The organism is Vibrio sp. B172a, from assembly GCF_030248355.1.
Lineage (GTDB): Bacteria > Pseudomonadota > Gammaproteobacteria > Enterobacterales > Vibrionaceae > Vibrio > Vibrio owensii.
Genome location: NZ_JAHGAC010000033.1, coordinates 1 through 14,695, shown reverse-complemented (window position 1 = coordinate 14,695; position 14,695 = coordinate 1). Strand labels below are relative to the sequence as shown.

At 46.9% G+C, this 14,695-nt stretch carries 18 protein-coding genes; 14 read left to right on the top strand and 4 right to left on the bottom strand.

Translation table 11 applies throughout. From position 1 onward, the window contains the following. Nucleotides 1-66: 66 nt before the first annotated feature. Nucleotides 67-546: a TIGR02444 family protein gene (locus KIT90_RS23865; RefSeq protein WP_009705493.1), complete on the bottom strand. Its 480-nt coding sequence runs from the start codon at nt 544-546 to the stop codon at nt 67-69. Next, on the bottom strand, nt 543-2,462 hold the full coding sequence (locus KIT90_RS23860; RefSeq protein ID WP_285379081.1) for an ABC transporter ATP-binding protein: 1,920 nt from the start codon (nt 2,460-2,462) through the stop codon (nt 543-545). Before KIT90_RS23860 ends, KIT90_RS23865 begins: the two co-directional genes overlap by 4 nt. Before the next feature lie 177 nt (nt 2,463-2,639). On the opposite strand from KIT90_RS23860, the gene kefG reads away from it, so the two are divergent. From kefG to KIT90_RS23835, 5 genes are all read left to right on the top strand, one after another. After that, nucleotides 2,640-3,227, top strand: a complete 588-nt coding sequence (kefG, locus tag KIT90_RS23855) for a glutathione-regulated potassium-efflux system ancillary protein KefG (RefSeq protein ID WP_005438364.1) — start codon at nt 2,640-2,642, stop codon at nt 3,225-3,227. Beyond that, entirely contained in the window at nt 3,211-5,007 is a 1,797-nt protein-coding gene (gene kefB / locus KIT90_RS23850) for a glutathione-regulated potassium-efflux system protein KefB (RefSeq protein WP_009705496.1), read from the top strand. Before kefG ends, kefB begins: the two co-directional genes overlap by 17 nt. Before the next feature lie 35 nt (nt 5,008-5,042). Beyond that, nucleotides 5,043-5,243, top strand: a complete 201-nt coding sequence (locus KIT90_RS23845; RefSeq protein ID WP_033005797.1) for a YheV family putative zinc ribbon protein — start codon at nt 5,043-5,045, stop codon at nt 5,241-5,243. 88 nt (nt 5,244-5,331) lie between these two features. Further along, nucleotides 5,332-5,901, top strand: a complete 570-nt coding sequence (gene slyD / locus KIT90_RS23840) for a peptidylprolyl isomerase (RefSeq protein ID WP_285379077.1) — start codon at nt 5,332-5,334, stop codon at nt 5,899-5,901. A 130-nt stretch (nt 5,902-6,031) separates the two neighbouring features. Further along, nucleotides 6,032-6,973: an isoaspartyl peptidase/L-asparaginase family protein gene (locus KIT90_RS23835; protein ID WP_285379075.1), complete on the top strand. Its 942-nt coding sequence runs from the start codon at nt 6,032-6,034 to the stop codon at nt 6,971-6,973. A gap of 80 nt (nt 6,974-7,053) precedes the next feature. Here KIT90_RS23835 and KIT90_RS23830 read toward each other — a convergent pair whose 3' ends face one another. Then, a complete protein-coding gene (locus KIT90_RS23830) occupies nt 7,054-7,281 on the bottom strand; it encodes a SlyX family protein (protein ID WP_005438375.1) in 228 nt (75 codons plus the stop codon). Next, complete coding sequence (locus tag KIT90_RS23825) at nt 7,278-8,264, bottom strand: WD40 repeat domain-containing protein (RefSeq protein ID WP_285379074.1); 987 nt, start codon at nt 8,262-8,264, stop codon at nt 7,278-7,280. The genes KIT90_RS23830 and KIT90_RS23825 overlap by 4 nt, the downstream gene beginning before the upstream one ends. Nucleotides 8,265-8,392: 128 nt before the next feature. On the opposite strand from KIT90_RS23825, the gene fkpA reads away from it, so the two are divergent. The 9 genes from fkpA to KIT90_RS23780 form a co-directional block, all read left to right on the top strand. Then, a complete protein-coding gene (fkpA, locus tag KIT90_RS23820) occupies nt 8,393-9,175 on the top strand; it encodes an FKBP-type peptidyl-prolyl cis-trans isomerase (RefSeq protein ID WP_009705500.1) in 783 nt (260 codons plus the stop codon). Nucleotides 9,176-9,319: 144 nt separating this feature from the next. Next, nucleotides 9,320-10,036: a transcriptional regulator gene (locus tag KIT90_RS23815; RefSeq protein ID WP_005438378.1), complete on the top strand. Its 717-nt coding sequence runs from the start codon at nt 9,320-9,322 to the stop codon at nt 10,034-10,036. Nucleotides 10,037-10,038: 2 nt separating this feature from the next. Then, complete coding sequence (gene tusD / locus KIT90_RS23810; protein ID WP_005438379.1) at nt 10,039-10,434, top strand: sulfurtransferase complex subunit TusD; 396 nt, start codon at nt 10,039-10,041, stop codon at nt 10,432-10,434. Continuing rightward, nucleotides 10,431-10,787: a sulfurtransferase complex subunit TusC gene (gene tusC, locus KIT90_RS23805; RefSeq protein ID WP_005438386.1), complete on the top strand. Its 357-nt coding sequence runs from the start codon at nt 10,431-10,433 to the stop codon at nt 10,785-10,787. The genes tusD and tusC overlap by 4 nt, the downstream gene beginning before the upstream one ends. Before the next feature lie 7 nt (nt 10,788-10,794). Further along, nucleotides 10,795-11,070 (top strand): sulfurtransferase complex subunit TusB, encoded by a 276-nt coding sequence (gene tusB, locus KIT90_RS23800; protein ID WP_005438388.1) that lies wholly within the window; start codon nt 10,795-10,797, stop codon nt 11,068-11,070. A gap of 178 nt (nt 11,071-11,248) precedes the next feature. After that, entirely contained in the window at nt 11,249-11,623 is a 375-nt protein-coding gene (gene rpsL, locus KIT90_RS23795; protein ID WP_004399892.1) for a 30S ribosomal protein S12, read from the top strand. A gap of 100 nt (nt 11,624-11,723) precedes the next feature. Then, nucleotides 11,724-12,194: a 30S ribosomal protein S7 gene (gene rpsG / locus KIT90_RS23790; protein ID WP_005438390.1), complete on the top strand. Its 471-nt coding sequence runs from the start codon at nt 11,724-11,726 to the stop codon at nt 12,192-12,194. Nucleotides 12,195-12,331: 137 nt separating this feature from the next. Beyond that, a complete protein-coding gene (fusA, locus tag KIT90_RS23785; RefSeq protein WP_005438392.1) occupies nt 12,332-14,431 on the top strand; it encodes an elongation factor G in 2,100 nt (699 codons plus the stop codon). A gap of 155 nt (nt 14,432-14,586) precedes the next feature. Further along, nucleotides 14,587-14,695, top strand: a 109-nt coding sequence (locus tag KIT90_RS23780) for a GTP-binding protein (RefSeq protein WP_005595135.1), incomplete at its 3' end; no start/stop codon positions are given.

Genomic DNA, 14,695 nt, shown 5'->3' with positions numbered 1-14,695 from the left:
CTGAAGAACTTATTAATATAATCCTTTATAGCTTTAGTATAGATATTTTACTGGTTTATGACGGATTTATGGATGGTGAATGTTCGGAACGGGAATTGAGAATGCCTGTTGCAAATGCTCTCCACCTAGCTGGCGACAGTATCTCAGCGTCAGTGGGTCACCATCGTTTTTGACTAATTGAAGTGAGTTAACACAGTCAACTAAGTCTGATTGCTGCTGCTTTTCGAGCTGTAATTCGAACTGCAATGCTTCACGATAAAGTGCGTCGTTGACTTGCGCTTTGAGGTGGCGACGAAGTTCGCGGTAAGAGTGGAGGAGGGTTTCGCTTCGACCAAGACAGCCTTGCACCAAGTGCCAGTCTTGCTCTTGGAAAATCACCTGCTGCTCATCGAGCCATCTGAGCAGCAGTAATAGGTTCACGTTGCCGTGGTAGTTGTTTTGCAATGATAAGCACGCTTCCTTCACTTCTCGCACACCATAAAATTGCAGACTGAACTGCCAAAGGTGTTCTAGGGTAAGAGTGTATTCTGCGTGCTCGTTTGTCATTGATTAAACTCTAGTTCCATCTGCTCGAGTGTTTCTTGGGCAGACATCCATTCCATTTCTACTTCTTCAAGATCTGCTTTGCTAGAAGCTTGAAGCGCCAACACTTCGTTAAGTTTAGCCTTGTTTTCGGCTTCATACAGCGAGTTATCCGCTAATTGCTCTTCTGCTTTCGCTAGAGCTTCACCTAACTTATCCATTTTGTTTTCTAACTGTGTCAGCGTTTTGCGAATTGGTGCGGTCTGCTTACGAAATTCTGCTTCGCGTCGCTTTTGCTCTTTTTTCGCCGCTGCACTGTTGGCGTTATCTTTAACTGGCTGAGCCGCTTGTGCTTCTTTACGCTCGGCTTTTTGTTGCTCGGTCAACCACTTGTAGTAATCACTCAAGTCACCGTCGAATGGTGCCACTTGGCGATCGTGCACAAGGTACAAATCATCTGTGGTTGCACGCAATAGGTAGCGATCGTGCGAAACAATCACCATCGCACCTTCGAATGTTTGCAGTGCCATGGTCAGTGCTTGGCGCATGTCCAAGTCCAAGTGGTTGGTTGGCTCATCGAGTAGCAATAGGTTCGGTTTCTGCCACACAATTAATGCCAATACCAAACGTGCTTTCTCACCACCTGAAAACGGTGCAACTTTCTCAAGCGCTTTATCACCTTGGAAACCAAAGCTACCTAGGTAATCACGTAGCTGCTGCTCGGTTTGATCTGGTGCGATTTGCATCATGTGCTGCAGCGGTGTTTCTTCTGGGTGCAGTGTTTCTAGTTGGTGCTGAGCGAAGTAACCGATCTTCACGCCTTGCGAGTAAGTCAGATCGCCGCCTTGTGCTTTTAGTTCACCAGACAGCAATTTGATCAAAGTTGATTTACCCGCGCCGTTACGACCAAGTAGACCAATGCGGCTGCCCGGTACTAGGTTAAGGCGGATCTTCTCTAGGATCAGGTTTTCACCGTAGCCTGCCGATACTTCATCCATCATCATGATTGGGTTTGGTAGGGCTGCAGGATCGCGGAACTGGAAACTAAATGGGTTATCGAACTGCGCTGGCAGTACCTTCTCCATACGCTCCAGCGCTTTAATTCGGCTTTGTGCTTGGCGCGCTTTTGATGCTTTGTAACGGAAGCGGTCGATGTAGCTTTGCATGTGCGACATCTGTTTCTGTTGCTTCTCAAACATCGCTTGTTGCAGCACCATTTTTTGTGCGCGTTGGTTTTCGAATGACGAGTAGTTACCCGTGTATTCGTTCAGCTGCTGGTTTTCGATGTGAACGATACGACCAACGATCGGGTCCAAGAAGTCACGGTCGTGCGAGATCAGAATCAATGTGCCAGGGTAGTTTTGTAGCCAACGCTCTAACCACATTACCGCGTCCAAATCCAAGTGGTTGGTTGGTTCGTCGAGTAGCAGTAGATCAGAACGACACAATAGCGCTTGAGCCAAGTTAAGGCGCATACGCCAACCACCCGAGAACTGGGTCAGGTTCCAGCTCATTTGCTCTTGGCTAAAGCCCAGACCGTCAAGCAGTTCGGCAGCGCGAGCGCGAATGCTGTAACCGCCAATGGTTTCAATTTTGCCGTGGATCTCTGCAACTAAGGTGCCGTTGTCTTTCTCCTCGGCGATCGCCAGTTGGGCTTCAAGATCACGGAACTCTCGGTCACCATCAATAACGTATTCAATTGCGCTGCGGTCTAGTGCAGGGGTTTCCTGTGCTACCCATGCCAACTCCCAATGCTGCGGCTGACTAAATGAGCCTGCATCAATCGACAATTCGTCTTTCAGTAGTGCGAATAGAGTCGATTTACCACAGCCATTTTTACCAACCAGACCCACTTTATCGCCTGGGTGAATGGTTGCAGAAGCTTGGTCTAAAAGAGGTTTACCGCCACGCAGTAACTGAATATCAGAGAAGGTAATCATAGAGTTTTAATTCACTTTGCGCAGTGCGCGTTTCTTGGTCGTTGATCTCGCGATGAATAGTAGGGGTATTGGCGGGAAAAGTCGATCTCTGAGCTTTAATTGCATTATGCTATACAAAAAAGTATAACAATCTGATAACGATAATTTTTACTAGGAAATCAACACAAGGACGACCATTTGGCTGTTGCAGCGTCTATTCCCCCAAGAGTTCTGGTTATTTATGCTCACCCAGAGCCGCAAAACTCCATTGCGAATCAAGTGATGATTAAAAAAATCGAATCGCTTGATCATGTCACGGTGCACGATCTTTATGGTGCATACCCTGATTTCTTTATCGATGTTAACTATGAACACCACTTGTTGGCGGAACACGATGTGATCGTTTTTCATCATCCCCTCTATATGTATTCCTGCCCAGCATTGCTAAAAGAGTGGATGGATCGTGTGTTAGGCAAAGGTTTTGCGTTTGGCGATGGTTGTGCATTAGAGGGTAAGTATTGGCGCAGTGTGATTACTACTGGCGGTAAAGAGGATGCGTTCAGTCCTATGGGTTACAACAAGTACCCACTTGAGCAAATTCTACAACCGTTTGAGTTGACCGCGGCACTATGTCAAATGCACTGGATGGAACCTTTAGTGTTGTACTGGTCGCGTAATGTCTCGGATATCGAACGTTATCAGCATGCAGAGCAGTATCGTCAATGGCTCAATCATCCCCTGAGAGAGTGGGGAGAGCAAGGAGGCCAACATGGCGATGACCAGTGAGTTTCTTCAAAGTAGCGTCGTTTTTCTTTCTGCCGCCGTTGTTGCCGTACCGATTGCTCAGCGACTTGGTTTGGGATCGGTACTCGGTTACCTGATTGCAGGAGTTTTAATTGGCCCTTGGGGGCTGGGGTTGATCAGCGATGTGGATGCGATTCTCCATTTTGCTGAACTCGGGGTGGTGTTGCTGCTGTTCTTAATTGGCTTGGAACTGAACCCCAAAAAATTATGGCAAATGCGTGGGCCGATACTCGGCTTAGGTGGCGCTCAAGTCATCGTGACCACGGCAGTAATCGGCAGTATCGTCAGCTTGTTTGGATTGAGCATGCAAGTCAGTCTCGTCATTGGTATGGGTTTGGCGCTCTCGTCGACGGCAATTGCACTCAAAGTGATAGAAGAGCAGGGGCAAGCCGGCACGGAAACCGGGCAGTCAGGCTTTGCGGTGCTGTTGTTCCAAGACATTGCGGTCATCCCGATGCTCGCTATGTTGCCATTACTTGCTGGTGGGCAAGGCGGTGGTGATTGGTTAGATGCCATTTGGGTACTAGGCAGTGTGGCTGCGTTATTAGTGGGCGGCCATTTCCTTTTACGTCCACTGTTCCGTTTTGTGGTAATGAGTGGTGTGCGTGAACTCTTCACCGTTGCCGCTCTTCTAGTGGTACTTGGTATCTCTGTTGCGATGCAGAAACTGGGGTTATCGATGGCACTTGGTACTTTCCTTGCGGGCGTGTTACTGGCAGAAAGTGAATACCGTCATGAGCTAGAAATCGCGATTGAACCTTTTAAAGGTCTGCTGCTTGGCTTGTTCTTTATTGCGGTTGGTATGGCGGTTAATTTGGGCTTATTAGCACTTCAACCGTTTGCGATTATTAGTGCCGTGATTGCTCTTGTTGTCGTCAAAGGTTTGGTGCTGTATGTCTTAGCTCGCACTGCTCGAGTCCGTGCTAAATCACGTAGTCGTATGGCGGCGATTTTGAGCCAAGGTGGTGAGTTTGCGTTTGTGATTTTCACCGCAGCAAGCCAAGAAGGTATCTTAACTAAAGAGCAAGTTTCCTTCTTACTGGTCGTGGTGAGTTTGTCGATGGTGACGACACCACTGCTGCTCATGGGACAGAAAAAATGGTTTGCTCATACTCTGAACCAAGAAGAAGAGAGCGTGGCCAGCAATGTTGTTGATCGTCGACCACGAGTGATCATCGCAGGCTTTGGCCGTTTTGGTCAGATTGTTGGACGCTTGATGTACGCCAACAAGATCAAAGTAACGGTACTAGAAAGTGACGCGAGCCAAATCCACTTGCTGCGTAAATACGGCTATAAGGTGTTTTATGGTGATGCGACTCAGATTGATTTGTTACGTGCCGCAGGTGCAGATAAAGCGGAAGCCTTAGTGATCTGTACCGACTCACCAGATGAGGTGATGGCGATTGTCGACATTTGTCGTGAGTACTTCCCGAAATTAAAAATCCTCGCCCGTGCTCGCAGCCGTGTGGAAGCGTATCAGTTGATGAATCACGGCGTGCAGAATTACTCACGTGAAACCTTTTTAGGCGCCTTAGATCTAGGTCGCCAAGCGCTCGTAGAATTAGGCATGCACCCGTATCAAGCAAAGCGGGCAGAAGCACACTTTCGTAAGTTAGATAATGCTATGCTCAAGGACTTGTTACCTCAGCACAATGAGGACAAAGAACTTGCTCAACGCTCGAAAGAAGCACGTAAAGAACTAGAAGAAATCTTTGGTCGCGAAATGGAAAGCGACCAACAGTCGCCAAATCATTGGAAGTAGTACCCGCGTAGCATCAAGCGGGAAAAGGAATAAAAGTGAAAGCCAAGAAACGTTTTATCGCGGGTGCAAGCTGCCCGAAATGCAGCCAGCAGGATACCTTACGCTGGTGGATCGAGAATAACATCGAACTGGTTGAGTGTGTTGACTGTGATTTTACCGAGCAGCGTAAACCGCAATCTGTAGAAAAAAATAAACACTCAGAACAAGAAATGATTGGGATTTTTAAGCCTGAGTAATTGAACTTCGTTAATTGATCCCCATAATACTACCATCTCGGTACTTAACCCCATTCTGGTTAGGTCAATTAATCTCCCTGGAGTTAGTATGAAAATTGAAAAGAACGTTGTTGCAAGCCTTGCATACAAAGTAATGTTGGAAGACGGTGTTGTTGTTGATCAATCAACAGCTGACGCGCCTCTTGATTACCTACACGGTCACAACAACCTGATCACTGGTCTTGAAAGCGAACTAGAAGGCAAAGTGGCTGGCGACAAGTTCTCAGTAACAGTAGCTCCTGAAGATGCGTACGGCGACCACAACGATGCACTAGTGCAACGTGTTCCTGCAGACGTATTCCAAGGCGTTGACCAAATCGAAGTTGGCATGCGTTTCCTAGCAGATACTGACCAAGGTCCAATCCCTGTAGAAGTAACTGAAGTAGACGGCGACGAAGTTGTTGTAGATGGCAACCACATGCTAGCTGGCCAAACTCTAACTTTCGAAGTAGAAGTAATGGCTACTCGTGAAGCAACAGCTGAAGAGATCGAGCACGGTCACATCCACCAAGGTGGTGGCTGCTGTGGCGGTGACGACAAAGAAGGCGGCTGCTGTGGTGGCGAAGAGAAAGGCGACGACCACGAATGTTGTGGCGGCGGCGGTTGCGGTTCTCACTAATCGCACGCTCTTCACTAGATAACCTAATCTAGAAAAGCTTTGAAAAGCGCAAGTTGAGGTTTCAACTTGCGCTTTTTGTTTATCTAGGGTGTAGTGCAAATCATACAAGGAATAACAGTTGGACAAAGTGATGACGAAACCCTTCTCGATTGCGATTCATGGTGGTGCGGGCACTATCTTACGTGAACAGATGAGTGATGAACTGCAACAATCCATCTTGGCGGATTTAGAAGCTGCGGTAAAAGCGGGCCATCAAATTCTAGAAAAAGGCGGCGAAGCGTTGGATGCTGTGGTTGCTGCGGTTAAAGTTCTTGAAGACTCCCCTAATTTCAATGCAGGCAAAGGCTCGGTTCTTACTCATAATGAAATGGTAGAAATGGACGCGTCTGTGATGGATGGTCGAAACCAAGCAGCAGGTGCTGTTGCCGGTGTTCGTCATATTAAGAACCCTATTGAGCTTGCTCGTGATGTAATGAAAAACAGCAACCATGTGCTGTTAGTCGGCGAGGGCGCTGAGAAATTTGCTTTCGAACAAGGCCATGAGTACACCGAGCAAGATTACTTCTTCACTGATCGTCGTTATGAACAACTGATTTCTATGCGTGAGAAAGGCTTGTTTGCCCTTTCCGAGTCTCGTTACCCAGATGATCGTAAACACGGTACCGTCGGCGCTGTGGCATTTGACCAACACGGTAACTTAGCGGCAGCAACCAGCACTGGCGGTGTGACCAACAAGAAATACGGACGAGTGGGAGATTCCGCTCTGATTGGGTGCGGCACGGTGGCAGAGAATGGCGTTGTTGCGGTTTCCACGACAGGTGTCGGCGAGTTCTTTATTCGTAAACGAGTGGCGGAAGATGTCGCAGCGCGCATGCGTTATTTGCAAGAAAACGTCCACACGGCTTGTGAACATATCATCCAAGGTGAACTTAAAGAGATGGGCGGAGAGGGCGGTCTAATCGCCATTGATGCACAAGGTGAGTTGCACTTTGCGATGAACAGTTCTGGTATGTACCGAGCAGGGATCAACACTCAAGGTGAGTTGAGCGTAAACATTTACTCGGACGAGTAGCGATTCGCTTTCTTAAAGACAACAAAGCCCAGATAAGAGTCTGGGCTTTGTGTTAGTTACTGCACTGGGATTCGGATGAATCAGTAGTGCGGTGGCGGTGTTTCTTCTGATGGATCGGCCAAATTCGACGAATCCATATTCTTCACTTTACCTACCACGTATTTCATTTGATCGAGCATCTTGGTGATTTGCAGTTGCTGCTGTGACAAGGCACCGTTCAGATCTTCAATTGTCTGTTCTTGGAACGCAAGCTGACACTCTAAGTCATTAATGCGAGCTTCCAATTGCTGAATAAGTTTTTCTGTCATGATCCGTTCTCTAGCTGCCAAGCTTGGGCAATGCCCGCAGAAGTGGCAGTAATTATACGTTGCTTGGAATCAAAGGCTGCATCATACACGACCGCACGAGGAGGGCGAGTATCTTTTTTCGGCTCGACTTCAAATCTATCCACTCGTTTACCCGTGTGAGTATCCCATACCATCACACGACCGGAAGGCGTGCCAGTTACTAACCAGTTACCATCATCGGAGAAGCGCGCCGTCGAGAAGATCAACTGACGAGACCAACTGCTTAGCTGTGTCACTTCTTCACCCGTCTCTAAATTCCAGATAATGGCTTGGTTGCCACCGTCTGAAGTCATGGCCAGTTTTCCATCTCTCTGCAAGGCAACTCGAACAACGCGCTGGTCGTGTTCAAAGGTACGCAATACTAGCCCGGCTTCGGTATCCCACAGATACGCTTTGTAGTCATTACCACCCGTTAAGGCGAAGCGACCGTTGGGTGAGATAGCGACAGAATTGACTTTTTCTTGGTGCGCAAGGAACTCTAGCCTGCGACCAGTGACTAAGTTGACGTGAATCGCTTTACCGTTGGACAAGCCAAGCAACACTTGTTCTCCGTTACTGGTGATATCAACGTCTCGAATCAGCGCGTCATCGATAGACCAAAGTCCTTCGGCTTGAGTCCATCCGAGATCCCACACAGCGAAGTTCATTTGGCTCGCTGTGACTGCATAGCGACCATTGTCCGAAATGCGAATATGGGAGACCACATTGGCAGCTTGATCGAGTTCACCCAGCTTTGCGAGTTGTTTGTTTTGCTCCAAATCCCAAAGAACCAACTGGTGCTCTTTGGAGTACAGCAGCGCGAATCGACCATCTCGACTGAGCGCAAAGCTGGTGGAACCTTGTGGTTCGAGTGACCAACGTTGAACATCGCGATCGGTAAAAAAGCATCCATTTAACGTGGTGATGACAATTAAATATAGGAATAAATGAGAAATTCTTTGCATCACATCTAATAATCCGGTTTGTGTCTTAAGACATATAGCTAGTATATTGGTATAACGATTGTCTTCACTAGTCTCATAGAAGATTTGTGCACAACAACCAGTGGCTAAGCCATTATTGGGAGAATTTAATGAAATCAGTTTTAAAAGTGTCGCTACTTGCTGCAACAGTAATGCTAGCGGTAGGTTGTCAAAAAGAAGAAACAAAACCAGAAGCAGCACCTCAAGCAGAACAAGTTCAAGCAGAAACTGGTAAAGCAGTTCACTTTAAAAACGACGATGACAAAGCGGCTTACGCGATCGGTGTTTCATTTGCTAACTACCTAAGCACTAGCATTGAGAAACCAAGCGAGATTGGCATCGACCTAAACAAAGACCTAGTTCTTAAAGGTATCGAAGACGTATTTAAAGACAAAGCAGCGCTAAACGAAGAAGAAACTCGTGCAGCTCTAGAATCTCTAGACAAGCGCGTTGCTGAAACTATGCAAAAGCAAGCGGCTGAAAAAGCAGCTGAAGCGAAGAAAGCTGGCGATGATTTCCGTGCTGAGTTCGAGAAACAAGAAGGCGTAGTGAAGACAGATTCTGGTCTTCTATACCAAGTTGAGACTCCAGCTGAAGGCGAGAAGCCAAAAGACACTGATACTGTTCAAGTACACTACAAAGGTACTCTGATTGACGGTACTCAATTCGACAGCTCATACGATCGTGGCGAACCAGCAACATTCCCACTAAACCGCGTAATCCCAGGTTGGACTGAAGGTGTTCAGCTAATGCCTGTGGGTTCTAAGTTCAAATTCGTTATCCCGCCAGAGCTAGCATACGGCGATCAAGACACACCAAGCATCCCTGCTAACTCAACGCTAGTATTCGAAGTTGAGCTACTAAAAATTGAGAACGACAACGCTGCTCAATAATTACAATTAGCGATAACTTGATGAAAAAAGGTCCGTTTTACGGACCTTTTTTGTTCTAGGTCACTAGTTGGTGAGTTTGCTAGGTTGCCTTTCAAATTTTCTGATAAACTTACACCAATTTGTTGATTTTTCGCTCGAAGGCTTATGACAACTACAGAAACAATAAATGCGGAAATGTTGCTCGAAATGGAATCTGTCAACGTGATGCCATTTACCGAGCACGATAAAATCATCTTGAGATCTTACGAAGCGGTCGTGGACGGCATTGCCAGTCTGATCGGTCCTTTCTGTGAAATCGTTCTTCACTCACTCGAAGATCTCAATACCTCTGCAATCAAAATCGCTAACGGCGAGAACACTGGTCGTCAGGTGGGCTCTCCTATCACAGATTTAGCGCTTAAGATGTTGAAAGACATCGAAGGCTCTGAGCGCAATTTCTCGCGTTCGTACTTTACCCGCGCAAAAGGCGGCGTATTAATGAAGTCGATCACCGTTGCTATTCGTAACGGCGAAAACCGCGTGATTGGCCTGCTTTGTATCAACGTCAACCTTGATGCGCCTTTCTCTCAAGTGCTGCAATCGTTCATGCCAACGCAAGAAGCGAAAGAAGCGGCGTCTTCTGTTAACTTCGCAAGCGATGTTGAAGAACTCGTAGACCAAACGGTTGAGCGCACGATTGAAGAGATCAACGCTGACAAATCGGTATCGAACAACACCAAAAACCGTCAGATCGTGATGGAGTTGTACGACAAAGGCATCTTCGACATCAAAGACGCCATCAACCGCGTCGCAGACCGTCTGAACATTTCTAAACACACCGTTTACCTTTACATTCGTCAGCGTAAAACTGAGGACGAATAAGCGTGAGTGGATTAACTTACACGCTGGTCGTGAATGGTCCAGTTTACGGCAGTCAATCGGCACGCAGCGCATACCAATTCGCTCAAGCGGTAATTGAACAAGGACATACTCTGGTGAGTGTGTTCTTTTACCAAGATGGCGTCACCAATGGTACGGCTCTGAGTGTGCCTGCCAACGACGAGTTTGACCTAACCAAAGCATGGCAATCACTCGCACAGCAGCACGATGTTCGTTTGGAAACGTGCGTGGCAGCGGCATTGCGTCGCGGTATCATCAGCGAAGATGAAGCGAATCAACACGGTCTTGAACAGAACAACCTAGCTACAGGGTTCGAGCAAGCCGGTTTGGGGAGCTTAGCCGAAGCCATGTTAACCCAAGATAGAGTGGTGCAGTTTTGAGTCAGCTAACTTACCTATTTCGTAGCGCACCTCATGGTAGCAATGCAGGACGTGAAGGTGTGGATGCGCTGCTAGCGGCATCTGCGTACTGTGAAGATATCACCGTTCTATTTGTTGGCGATGGTGTGTATCAGTTACTGCTTGGACAAGAGCCTAATGGCATCTTAAGCAAAGACTACGCACCAATGCTGAAGTTGTTCGACTTGTACGACATTGAGCAAGTGTTTGTTTGTGCCGATTCGCTTGCCGAGCGTGGCTTGGCTCAAGCTGATTTAGTCATTGATGCAGAGGCTCTAAATACTGAGCAACTAAAAGCTAAACTGCAACAAGCGGGCAAACTGCTGTCATTCTGAGGAAGCCATGTTACATATCATCAAATCCGTAGCTGCGTTAGACGATGCAATGGCACTGTACAGTGAGCAAGATGATGTCTTGTTGATTGAAGATGCCGTGTACGCTGCGAACCCTCAGCATAAGGCGTTCAGCAAGGTAAAAGGTCCATCAGTGTTTGCGCTGCAAAGCGATATTGAAGCCCGCGGTATGAGCAATCGTATCAGCCCATCTATTGAGGTGATTGGCTATGCTGGCTTTGTTGAACTAACAGCAAAACAAGCCAAATCTCTGACTTGGGATTAACCCTTCTTTCCTGTCGATTGAGCTTTACGGACTAATTCCCCTAATTGAACAAAAAAGATCCGTATATTTCTTGACACACCTCTCACTGCTGCATAGAATTTTGCGTCCCTAACTGCCAACCGCTGTTAGGGATAGATTTTTCACAAAGCTTACTTTCAAGTAAATCAGGAGCTAGTTAATGGCAACTATTAACCAGTTGGTACGTAAGCCACGTGCAAAGCAAGTTGTTAAAAGCAACGTGCCTGCACTAGAAGCGTGCCCACAAAAACGTGGTGTATGTACTCGTGTTTACACTACTACACCTAAAAAACCTAACTCAGCACTTCGTAAAGTTTGTCGTGTACGTCTGACAAACGGCTTCGAAGTTACATCGTACATCGGCGGTGAAGGTCACAACCTTCAAGAGCACAGTGTTGTACTAATCCGTGGCGGTCGTGTAAAAGACCTTCCGGGTGTACGTTACCACACTGTTCGCGGTGCACTTGACTGTGCTGGCGTTAACGACCGTAAACAAGGTCGTTCTAAGTACGGTGTGAAGCGTCCTAAGTCTTAATGGATTCCGTTAAGTAAGGCCAAACACTAAATTATTTTTAATTTTTTGAAAAAACTGAAAAGTTTTGGATAAAACCTGAAGAAGACAACGGAGAAAATCCATGCCACGTCGTCGCGTCATTGGTCAGCGTAAGATCCTTCCAGATCCAAAGTTCAAATCTGAACTGCTGGCAAAATTCGTTAACATCCTAATGGTTGACGGTAAAAAATCTACTGCAGAGAAAATTGTTTACACTGCACTAGATTCTATGGCTGAAAAGTCTGGTAAAGACCACTTAGCTATTTTTGAAGAAGCTCTTGAAAATGTTCGCCCAGCGGTAGAAGTTAAATCTCGCCGTGTAGGTGGTTCAACTTACCAAGTACCTGTAGAAGTTCGTCCGGTTCGCCGTAACGCACTTGCTATGCGTTGGTTGGTTGAAGCTGCGCGTAAGCGTGGTGAAAAATCTATGGCTCAACGCCTAGCTGCTGAAATGCTAGACGCGTCTGAGAACAAAGGTACTGCGGTTAAGAAACGTGAAGACGTTCACCGCATGGCTGACGCAAACAAAGCGTTCGCTCATTACCGTTGGTAATACCTTTTCAGTGCTGCAAGGTTCCTTGCAGCACTTCTTTAGTTCCTATGCATATGCTAGGAACTATTGCTATATCTAGGGGATAGCATTTTTTAGCTATAGCAATAGTCCCTATCTCTAAGTAAGAGGATTCAATCGTGGCTCGCAAAACTCCTATTGAGCGCTACCGTAACATCGGTATCTGTGCTCACGTAGATGCAGGTAAAACAACCACTACTGAACGTATTCTGTTCTACACTGGTCTGTCTCATAAAATCGGTGAAGTTCACGATGGCGCAGCAACCATGGACTGGATGGAGCAGGAGCAAGAACGTGGTATCACAATCACGTCTGCGGCGACTACTACCTTCTGGCGTGGTATGGAAGCACAATTCCAAGAGCACCGCGTTAACATCATCGACACCCCTGGACACGTTGACTTTACTATCGAAGTAGAGCGTTCTCTGCGCGTACTTGATGGTGCAGTTGTTGTGTTCTGTGGTTCATCTGGTGTTGAACCTCAGTCTGAAACTGTATGGCGTCAAGCTGACAAGTACCACGTTCCACGTATGGTATTTGTAAACAAGATGGACCGTGCAGGTGCTGACTTCCTACGCGTTGTGGACCAAATTAAAAACCGTCTTGGTGCGAATCCTGTTCCAATCCAACTGAACGTTGGTGCAGAAGATGATTTCCGTGGTGTTATCGACCTTATCAAGATGAAAATGATCAACTGGAATGAAGCCGACCAAGGCATGTCGTTCACATACGACGAAATTCCAGCAGACATGCAAGAGCTTGCTGAAGAATGGCGCAACAACCTAGTTGAAGCGGCAGCGGAAGCAACTGAAGAGCTAATGGACAAGTACCTTGAAGAAGGTGAACTGTCTGAAGCTGAGATCAAACAAGCTCTACGTACTCGTACACTAAACAACGAAATCGTACTGGCTACTTGTGGTAGTGCGTTCAAAAACAAAGGTGTTCAAGCAGTACTAGACGCAGTGATCGAATTCTTGCCGTCGCCAGTTGATGTTCCTGCAATTAAAGGCATCGACGAAAGAGAGAACGAAGTTGAGCGTCACGCAGACGACAACGAACCGTTCTCAGCACTAGCATTCAAGATCGCGACTGACCCATTCGTGGGCACGCTAACTTTCATGCGCGTTTACTCAGGTGTTGTGAACTCAGGTGATGCTGTTTACAACTCAGTAAAAGACAAGAAAGAGCGTTTCGGTCGTATCGTACAGATGCATGCGAACAAGCGTGAAGAAGTAAAAGAAGTTCGCGCTGGTGATATCGCAGCTGCTATCGGTCTGAAAGACGTTACAACAGGTGACACGCTATGTGACCAGAACCACAAAGTGATTCTAGAGCGCATGGAGTTCCCTGAACCGGTAATTCAGATCGCGGTAGAGCCTCGCTCTGTTGCCGATCAAGAGAAGATGGGTATTGCACTGGGTAAACTAGCGGCAGAAGATCCATCATTCCGCGTAAAAACGGACGACGAAACAGGTCAGACACTGATCTCTGGTATGGGTGAGCTTCACCTAGATATCATCGTTGATCGTATGAAACGTGAATTCAGCGTTGACTGTAATGTTGGTAAACCTCAGGTTGCGTACCGTGAAACAATCCGTGGCAACGCGGAAGTTGAAGGTAAATTTGTACGTCAATCTGGTGGTCGTGGTCAGTATGGTCACGTATGGATCAAACTGGAGCCATCTGAACCTGGTGAAGGTTTTGTCTTTGTTGACGAAATTGTGGGTGGTGTTGTTCCTAAGGAATACATCAACTCGGTAGCGAAAGGTATCGAAGAGCAAATGAACAGCGGTGTTCTAGCGGGTTATCCTGTATTAGATATTAAAGCCACTCTGTTTGATGGTTCTTACCACGATGTTGACTCTAACGAGATGGCGTTTAAGATCGCTGGCTCGATGGCATTCAAGAAGGGTTCATTAGAAGCACAGCCTGTTCTTCTTGAGCCAATGATGAATGTTGAAGTAACTACTCCTGAAGATTGGATGGGTGATGTTGTTGGTGACCTTAACCGCCGTCGCGGTATGATCGAAGGTATGGACGATGGTGTGGCTGGTATTAAGATCATCCGCGCTCAAGTACCACTATCTGAGATGTTTGGTTACGCAACGGACCTACGTTCTGCAACTCAAGGCCGTGCGTCTTACTCTATGGAGTTTAACGAGTACGCTGAAGTACCGAAAAACTTCGCAGATAAAATCATTGCAGACCGTGGTTACTAATTAAAACGCTTTGAGCTGAAAAAAAGTCCAGCTTTTTTTAAAGATCAATGCGTCCAAATATTGCGCTAACAGGCGTTGGCGCATAAAATAACAATTTCTGGCGCGTCGGGATCAATAATGATCACGGCGAATCATAACTAGGAAGGAACACGATTGTGTCTAAAGAAAAATTTGAACGTGTAAAACCGCACGTAAACGTTGGTACTATCGGCCACGTTGACCACGGTAAAACTACTCTAACTGCAGCTATCTGTACAACACTTG

Excerpts from the sequence above, each read along its gene's own strand:
- KIT90_RS23865 (WP_009705493.1), bottom strand. The coding sequence starts at position 546 with ATGACAAACGAGCACGCAGAATACACTCTTACCCTAGAACACCTTTGG.
- KIT90_RS23860 (WP_285379081.1), bottom strand. The coding sequence starts at position 2,462 with ATGATTACCTTCTCTGATATTCAGTTACTGCGTGGCGGTAAACCTCTT.
- kefB (WP_009705496.1), top strand. The coding sequence starts at position 3,211 with ATGGCGATGACCAGTGAGTTTCTTCAAAGTAGCGTCGTTTTTCTTTCT.
- slyD (WP_285379077.1), top strand. The coding sequence starts at position 5,332 with ATGAAAATTGAAAAGAACGTTGTTGCAAGCCTTGCATACAAAGTAATG.
- KIT90_RS23835 (WP_285379075.1), top strand. The coding sequence starts at position 6,032 with ATGACGAAACCCTTCTCGATTGCGATTCATGGTGGTGCGGGCACTATC.
- KIT90_RS23830 (WP_005438375.1), bottom strand. The coding sequence starts at position 7,281 with ATGACAGAAAAACTTATTCAGCAATTGGAAGCTCGCATTAATGACTTA.
- KIT90_RS23825 (WP_285379074.1), bottom strand. The coding sequence starts at position 8,264 with ATGCAAAGAATTTCTCATTTATTCCTATATTTAATTGTCATCACCACG.
- fkpA (WP_009705500.1), top strand. The coding sequence starts at position 8,393 with ATGAAATCAGTTTTAAAAGTGTCGCTACTTGCTGCAACAGTAATGCTA.
- KIT90_RS23815 (WP_005438378.1), top strand. The coding sequence starts at position 9,320 with ATGACAACTACAGAAACAATAAATGCGGAAATGTTGCTCGAAATGGAA.
- tusB (WP_005438388.1), top strand. The coding sequence starts at position 10,795 with ATGTTACATATCATCAAATCCGTAGCTGCGTTAGACGATGCAATGGCA.
- rpsL (WP_004399892.1), top strand. The coding sequence starts at position 11,249 with ATGGCAACTATTAACCAGTTGGTACGTAAGCCACGTGCAAAGCAAGTT.
- rpsG (WP_005438390.1), top strand. The coding sequence starts at position 11,724 with ATGCCACGTCGTCGCGTCATTGGTCAGCGTAAGATCCTTCCAGATCCA.